This window comes from Staphylococcus sp. GDX8P80P, assembly GCF_017893095.1.
Classification (GTDB): domain Bacteria; phylum Bacillota; class Bacilli; order Staphylococcales; family Staphylococcaceae; genus Staphylococcus; species Staphylococcus borealis.
The window spans coordinates 1-8,248 of record NZ_JAESMI010000162.1 but is presented as its reverse complement, the minus strand read 5'-3'; the positions used below and the strand labels follow the sequence as shown (position 1 = coordinate 8,248).

General features: G+C 32.8%; 8 protein-coding genes. 1 reads left to right on the top strand and 7 read right to left on the bottom strand.

Annotated features, from left to right (window positions below; translation table 11 throughout):
- Window positions 1-155: 155 nt before the first annotated feature.
- The 7 genes from KA858_RS11890 to KA858_RS11860 all read right to left on the bottom strand — a co-directional run bounded on the left by KA858_RS11890 (window position 156) and on the right by KA858_RS11860 (window position 7,485).
- Window positions 156-1,160: an inorganic phosphate transporter gene (locus KA858_RS11890; protein WP_210135797.1), complete on the bottom strand. Its 1,005-nt coding sequence runs from the start codon at window positions 1,158-1,160 to the stop codon at window positions 156-158.
- A 14-nt stretch (window positions 1,161-1,174) separates the two neighbouring features.
- Window positions 1,175-1,792 carry a DUF47 domain-containing protein gene (locus KA858_RS11885; protein WP_011276491.1) on the bottom strand — a complete coding sequence of 206 codons (618 nt, stop codon included), beginning with the start codon at window positions 1,790-1,792 and terminating at the stop codon, window positions 1,175-1,177.
- A gap of 274 nt (window positions 1,793-2,066) precedes the next feature.
- Complete coding sequence (locus KA858_RS11880) at window positions 2,067-3,956, bottom strand: ABC transporter permease (protein WP_210135796.1); 1,890 nt, start codon at window positions 3,954-3,956, stop codon at window positions 2,067-2,069.
- Entirely contained in the window at window positions 3,946-4,707 is a 762-nt protein-coding gene (locus KA858_RS11875) for an ABC transporter ATP-binding protein (protein ID WP_053030651.1), read from the bottom strand. The genes KA858_RS11880 and KA858_RS11875 overlap by 11 nt, the downstream gene beginning before the upstream one ends.
- Window positions 4,708-4,839: 132 nt before the next feature.
- A complete protein-coding gene (locus KA858_RS11870; RefSeq protein ID WP_210135795.1) occupies window positions 4,840-5,880 on the bottom strand; it encodes a sensor histidine kinase in 1,041 nt (346 codons plus the stop codon).
- On the bottom strand, window positions 5,873-6,547 hold the full coding sequence (gene graR / locus KA858_RS11865; RefSeq protein ID WP_053030655.1) for a response regulator transcription factor GraR/ApsR: 675 nt from the start codon (window positions 6,545-6,547) through the stop codon (window positions 5,873-5,875). The genes KA858_RS11870 and graR overlap by 8 nt, the downstream gene beginning before the upstream one ends.
- A 14-nt stretch (window positions 6,548-6,561) precedes the next feature.
- Window positions 6,562-7,485, bottom strand: coding sequence for an NAD(P)H-binding protein (locus tag KA858_RS11860; protein WP_210135794.1), 924 nt, complete (start codon window positions 7,483-7,485; stop codon window positions 6,562-6,564).
- Between the two features lie 111 nt (window positions 7,486-7,596).
- Here KA858_RS11860 and KA858_RS11855 point away from each other — a divergent pair, with 111 nt between their 5' ends.
- On the top strand, window positions 7,597-8,103 hold the full coding sequence (locus KA858_RS11855; RefSeq protein WP_210135793.1) for a GNAT family N-acetyltransferase: 507 nt from the start codon (window positions 7,597-7,599) through the stop codon (window positions 8,101-8,103).
- Window positions 8,104-8,248: the final 145 nt, after the last annotated feature.

Genomic DNA, 8,248 nt, shown 5'->3' with positions numbered 1-8,248 from the left:
AAATTGGACTGATGAATTTTGTCATCAGTCCAATTTATTATAGAGCCCATAAAAAAACTGCCTACAAAGTCAAAGACTCTATAGGCAGTTTGAAAAGGGTGAGACGACGAATTTAATAAGTATTCTGTCCTACTCCCTAACACTTAATTATTTAATTATAAGAAAATGTTCATAACTAAGAAAATCAAAGCAGCTAAAATAGCTGAGATTGGTAATGTAATAACCCATGTAATAATCATACGTTGTGCAGTGTTCCATTTAACACCTTTAGCTCTGTTAGAAGCACCAACACCAAGAATTGATGATGATACAACGTGTGTTGTAGATAATGGGAAGTGTAATGATGATGCTACAAATATTGTTAATGCTGATGATAAGTCAGCTGCAGCACCGTTAGCTGGGCGGATTTTCATAATATTTCCACCTACAGTTTTAATAATCTTCCATCCACCAATGGCAGTACCTAGACCCATTGCAGTTGCACAGGCAACTTTTACCCATAAAGCTGGTTCAACATTCGATGGATCTTGAATATTGGCTACAATTAAAGCTAATGTAATGATACCCATTGATTTTTGTGCATCATTCGTACCGTGTGAGAACGATTGTAATGCTGCAGTAAATACTTGGAAGAATCGGAAATTACGATTCGCTCTAGTAAGGTTAGCATTTTCAAAGACAATTTTAACAATCGTATACATAATGAATCCGACACAAAACGCAATAATTGGTGAAATGATTAAAACAATAATAATCTTAGTGAAACCTTGATAATGAAGTACACCAAATCCTTGTGCTGCAATCGCTGCACCTGCGATTGAACCTATCAACGCATGAGATGATGAACTTGGTATACCATAATACCATGTTAATAAGTTCCAAATAATTGCGGCTAATATTGCGGCTAATACAACGACTAACCCATTTTGTAATTTAAATGGATCAACAATATCTTTCGTTATTGTACCGGCAACACCAGTGAAAGTTAGCGCACCAACAAAGTTCATAATTGCCGCTAAAAAGATAGCAGTTCTAGGCGTTAAGGCACGTGTTGATACTGCTGTAGCAATCGCATTGGCTGTATCATGGAAGCCATTGATAAAGTCAAAGATTAAAGAAAATATTACGATAGCTATAGTGATAATTAATACATATTCCATAAATTAAAACTCCCTTAGCTATTTTTCATAATAATCGTTTCGAAATTATTTGCCACAACTTGACATTTATCTGCGATTTCTTCCATGCTTTCATAAATATCTTTTATTTTAATAAGTGTGATTGGATCAGTTTCGCTGTTAAAAATGTGTTTAATAGATTGACGTAAAATGCCATCACAGTTTGTTTCAAATTCTTTAATGTTAATAGAATGAATGCGCATGTGTGATAATTTTTTCTCTACTAATAAACCAACAGCTAATTTCATTTCTGCTACTGCTTTTTGAATATTTTCTACGAATTCTGCCATGTATTCATCTGTATATTCAATTGAATACATCTCAAACATTGCTGATGTTTCTTCCATAGCGTCTAGCACATCATCAATTGCATTACATAAAGATAGAATATCTTCACGTTCAATTGGTGTAATAAATGTTTGATTTAAATCCGTAATGACTTGATGCATTAATTCGTCACCATGTGACTCATAAGTCTTGATATTATCAGAATAAGCTTTTAAATCTAAGTGCGTATTGAAATCCATTTTCCCGAATTCAACTGCAGCACGGTCCAAGTTAAATACCATTTCCTCTAATTGAACCATGAACTTATCCTTTTTCTTAGTAAACATTATAAAGCCTCCATTATAGCGATCGTTTCCAATCACGTTGTAAATTTTTATTATTGTAAGACAACTTTAGATAAAGAATACATTTACAATAAGAACTTTTCAAAAGTCTTTTTTCGGACTATTTGTAAATTTTATGTAAATATAATGTTTTACTGTTATTCACGTAATACTCCATTACTGAATTTGTCCCTATTTGAAAATATCACAAAATTTACATAACCACAATTACATTTACAAATTCTTTACAAATACGAAATATTAGAAAAATATTAGCTTAAATTGAGTGATTAATTGTACGTTTAGAATGGTTATATGCGATAACTGCAAAAATGCTGTAAATGATTGAGTAAATACCCATTACGACAAAAATCGGAACTTGATTATCAAAACCAATGATCTTCATAAAGACCACAGCAGCAAAGTATGAATGCAACAAAGCAATAATCAATGGTATACCAAAGTTAAATGCCACTTTAAGCTTTAATCCTTTGGCCATATCTTTTTGAATGAATCCTAATTTACGTAATACTGAATAACTTTCCAACTCATCCTCTGTTTCATCAATTTGTTTAATGTAAATAATACATCCTGTGGCAATCAAGAATGCAATGCCTAAAAATGACGTTACAAACAGTAATATGCCAGTTAAACTGGATACTTCACTAACGACTTCACTGCGCGTTTGCACATCACTGTTGAGATCTTTCGTAATGCTTTCAAGTTTTGGAATATCTCTATTATGTTGTAAATCAAAGCCATATTGTGAAACGATATAATTACGATTCGCATGTGTTTTCAAGTAATTATAATCGGTATCATTCAATACTAGTGTAGGACCACCTAAATCAATACTTTGTTTAAAATAAATTTTGTCCATCACATTATGCAATTTAATATTCACGTGATGTTTTTTAGTTCCAATAGAAGCCGTACCATTTGATTTATGCTTCGACAACTCTTGAATTAAACCTTCAGGCATAATTAAATTTGCTTCACCTTTTTTTAAAGACACATTTGGAAAATATTTTTCGCTCGTTACAGTAACTGCATAAGGTTGTATCTGACTATTGTCAAATAACTGATCTTTATATAGTTGAGAATATACGACTTGTTTAAAATCATAACGATAAGGAATATGATGGCGACTTAATTCAAATCCTAATTCATTTGCAAGTTTCTCTTCTTTTAGCGTAACTTCATGGGGTGACTCTAAAAGCACTTCATTTGCCAAAGAACCTCTACTAATCGCAGCGAAACATAAAACTGATACAGTAATTGCTGAGATGATGGCCATTACAGTCAATGAAAATGCATTTTTTCTAATTCGAAACATGAGTGATGACGTGAAAATAACATCATTTACAGACACATTTCCGCCTTTAAAATATCTAATCATCTTCAATATGAGTGAAATCGTACTTCGGAAGAAAAAATAAGTTCCTAAAACAGTTACAATTAAAATAACAAATGGTAGTATGACATCATCCACAATCTCAACAAAGCGCGTTGATAAATAATACCCCGTCAATATCAGCACAACGCCTAAGACACCTAATATAACTTCTCCTAATGTAAGCGTGATATGACTATCTTCTTTAGTATCTTGAAAGGCCATCAAACTTTTAATTGAAGATTTACTTAAATAAATAGATGCTTGGATAATGATGAGTATATAGGCAATGACAAGTATAAATAATGTTTGTGCAATCGCTTGAAAACTAAAAATGAATGATACAGATGTATGTATACCTAATAATTTCAACACAATCATTAGTAGTATTTTCGAGCCCAAAATGCCAATAATCATACCTAATAGTGCAGTTATAATGAAAATAAATAACTGCTCAAGCATTAGCATGTAAATAATACTTTTTTTACCTAAACCAATCGTTTGCAATAACCCGAATTCATAACTCCGTCGTTTAATAAACAACATATTTGTATACATGATAAATACGACAATGATGATAAATAAAAAATAACTTCCCACTTGTGTACCTTGACGTATCATTGACAAAGACTGGTGCACATTTAAATGATGTACATATTTGATCGTAATAAAACTAAAGAACAACACGATACTTAATACAAGTGAAAAGATATAAATTGCGTAATGAATAATATTTTGTTGAAAGTTCTTCCATATAATATGACTAAAACTCATACATCATGCCACCTAAGATACTTTGTGCACGTAGAATTTCTCTGTGAAAGACGTTTTTATCATCTTCACCTTGATATATTTCAGTAAAAACTTGTCCATCTTTCAACATAATCACACGCTCTGAGAAACTTGCTGCTAATGGGTCATGCGTGACCATCACTATCGTCGCATTATAGAGTTCATTAATTTTTTGAAAACGTTGCAACAAATCTCGAGTATTTTTGGAATCAAGTGCGCCAGTAGGTTCATCCGCAAAAATAATCTTTGGATATGTAATAAATGCACGTGCAGCTGACGTTCTTTGTCGTTGTCCACCTGAAATTTCTGACGGATACTTATCACTAATTTCAAATATATTTAACGCCTTTGTGATGCGTTGATAGCGCTCATTCATTTCGCTTTTATCTAACTTCTGAACGGATAAAGGTAACATGATGTTCTCTTTGACCGTTAGTGTATGTAGCAAATTATATTCTTGAAATATAAATCCAATATCTTTTTTTCTGATGTCAGACAATGCTTTGTTAGACAATTTTTCTAATTGTTGACCGTCTAAAATAATAGAACCGTGTGTTAAATAGTCAATTGAACTTAATACATTCAATAAGGTTGTTTTGCCTGATCCCGAGGGCCCCATGATAGCAACAAACTCTCCCGCTTCAATTGACAGGTCAATATCTTTTAATACTTCTTGTTCAGTTTGCTTGTTACCATAGGTTTTGGCTATTTGCTTTGCCTGTAATATTGTCACGTTAATCGTTCACCTCGTCATTCAATATATCTCCGTGCGCGTTTATTTTAGTGATTTCGCACTTCTTTAGTCAGTTTAATTATAAAAGTAATTACAATGGATGAAATGAAGATGGAGTAACAAATCAACGTTTTAAGGTAACATTGTTGTCACTTGCGTCATACGCGCCATTAATTCATTTTGTTTCGGAAAAGTTAAAACAAATGTAGTCCCTTGCCCTACGGTAGACGTAACACGAACATCGATACCTAATTGTTCCTTAACGCTGTTTACCAAATACAGTCCAATACCCGAAGATGTCGTTTCATTACGATTCGCAGTCGAAGTGAAACCACGCTCAAATATGCGTGGTAAATCTTTGTGACTAATTCCTCTACCAAAGTCTTTAATTTCTAATGCCACATGATCATCCTTTATAAAAGAACGGATAACAATATCCTGGCCTTGTGAATATTTCAAAGAATTAGATAAAATTTGACGAATCATCATGCGACACCACTTGACATCTGTATATACATCTAAATTTGTCTCAAAATTCAAATCATAACCTATACCCTTAGCCTGACTAATATGACGTGTCAATTGAATCTCATCGATGACCAGTCGTTTCAACGCAGTTTCTTCAAAATACATATCTCTATTTTTAGACTCTAATCGAGTTAAATACAGTTGTTTATCTAATAACTCATTAATACGTGCCCACTCATATAATAATGACTTTTTACGGGTACCTTCTGCTTCTTGGTCAATTAACAACTTCATCGCTGTTACAGGCGTTTTAATATCATGCACAAATTCAGTTAAAGATTGTTCCGTCATTTTGATATGTAATTGCTGCTCAACTACGCGTTCTTTTTGACTTGTTAATTTACGGTAAAGGTAATTAACAACCTCCCGTTGAAACGGATCTTCAGCCAAATCTTTGTGCTTAATTTCTTCAATTTCCTTATTATTATATAAATGTTGATATAACTTAACTTCTTTCAAAAAGGTAAAAACTAAAAATAGTACAGTAAGGCCAAGATTTAGCATTACAATAAAGCTGATACCTTCAATTGAAATATCATAATCAATATAAGCCATACCTAATAAAATCAAATGTAAAAACACAATCCAAAAAATCCAATTACTACGTGTTTTAAGGAATAACCAAAACCATTTCAAGTTACTCATGCGCCATGTAACCTTTACCTACTTTAGTTTCAATTTGCGTATCCATACCAATATCAGCTAGTTTTTTACGCAAACGATTTACATTAACAGTTAGCGTATTATCACTTACAAAAGCTTCATCATCCCAAAGCGCAGTAATTAACGTATCTCTCGTAACAATTTGATTCTGCTTTTGAATTAACATTTCTAAAATAATCATTTCAGTTTTAGATAAATAGATCACTGCGTCGCCTTTTTGAATGCTATCCTTTGATAAGTCTACAAGCGCATCCTGCCAATTCAATGTTCGCTTTTCTTCTGCGCCAAATTCATAGACACGTCGATAAATCGCCTGCAGTTTGGCTATTAGCACGTTTGTATGGAATGGCTTTTGCATATAATCATCCGCACCTAATTCCATACTCATCACTTGGTCCATAGGATTATCGCGAGAAGATAAGAATAAGATTGGCACGTTAGACACTTGTCTAATCTTTCTACACCAATAAAATCCATCATATTTAGGTAATTGCACATCCATAATAACTATTTCTGGATTAGTTTCTTCATAAATATCCATTACTGCACTAAAATCATCTATTCCTGTCACGAAGAAATCCCAATGTTCGAGTTCTTTTTTTAATTCTTGAAATAGTGTTTGATCATCTTCTACTAATAATACTTGCATCACTTTATCACCTATTATTTTGTATATTTCATTTTTTCTCCAGATTGTACGCGTCCGTTAAAATGTTTAATACGGCAGTCAATTTCAAACCCTCGCATAATCAAGCCTTGTAACGGTGCTTGAACGAAGTAATATATTGGCCATAACAATTTCGGGATATAATCATATAAATGAATCATGACTAAGCGTGTACCTTTAATTTGTCTAAATTCTAATTTGCCTTGTTTCTTTTGATTACGTTTAATTATCGAACCTGAAATGAAATGTAACGTTATCAATCCTATATCGTCTTCAACTTTCTCCATTACTAGTAGTGGCTTAGATTTTTTACGGGCATAAATGAAGTATCTGCCATTCTCTTGATACGTATGCATCAATGTACCACGTGTATCATTCAGCCATTTCATAAAGTAATCTACTAGATACGTCAATGTCCATTTCCTAGGTAATATCATTCGCATCGCTGTTCTGATATCATCGTATTTAGACATTTGTAATTCAGCGTTAATATGTGGACGTTTAATTTGAGTGTTTGTCTTTTCAACAGGAACACCGTAATTCTCTAAACGCTGTACTGTCTCGCTATCAAATCGACTGCCACTTACATACACTATTTTAGACACACCTTGTTGCGCTGCTGCTCTAGCAAAGTTATCTGCTGCAATTAGATTTAAATCTCGCGCAGTTGCTTGCGTTAATTTCGCTGAGTTCTTGTTAGGATCCAAATAATAAACCGCAATATCCATTCCTTCCATAGCCTTTACAACATCAGTATAACTATAAATATCTCTTTTCAACCATGTTATGCGATTATTATTTTCTTTTTTGGTATTAGGATATTTCGATAAAGCATAAATATACGCTTCTTCTTGAATCACATTACTTATATATTTGCCAATATAACCACTACCGCCTGCTAATAGCACATTTGGTTTCATTTTTGAAATTGCCCCTTTAGTTTAAAAAGTTTTTTATTTTATGTATATTTAAGAATTATTGCTATAATACCATGTAAGACACAATAGTTTATTAATTTGGGAGGAAGCCGTATGGCTCATATTATTCGTGAAATAAGTATAAAAGACGTTGAAGACTTTATAAAATTATTAAGCAAAATTTATGATGAATCTGAATACACATTATATAACCCTGGTGAATATACACCGAGCATATCAAGCGTTAGCAATCACCTAGAACGCATTATCACTTCTCCAAGAAACACCGTTTACGTTGCAGAACAAGACGATCAATTGGTTGGTTATGCATTTATAACAACTGAAAATTACGAACGTAAACGTCACGAAGCGGTCATTACAATTGGTGTTAGACAGCTTTATCAGAAACACGGTATCGGTATGGCATTAGTAAACGCTGCTGAAGCTTGGTCGATTAACCATGATATTAGACGTATTGAAGCCTCTGTTGTCCCTGAAAATGCACGCGCAGTTGAACTCTTTAAAGCTTCAGGATTCAATATTGAAGGCGAATTAAAAGATAAATTGTACATTAACGGCCAATACTACAATAAATATGTTATGGCCAAATTACTGATTTAATAATGATTTACCATCACTAATATTATACTCTAGTCATTATAATATTAAACTAAATTACTACAAAGTTAATTTAAATTTTCAATTACTTCTAAGATTTCAACACCATCATCGCTAATAAAATAGAGAAAACATACTAAGATTAGCT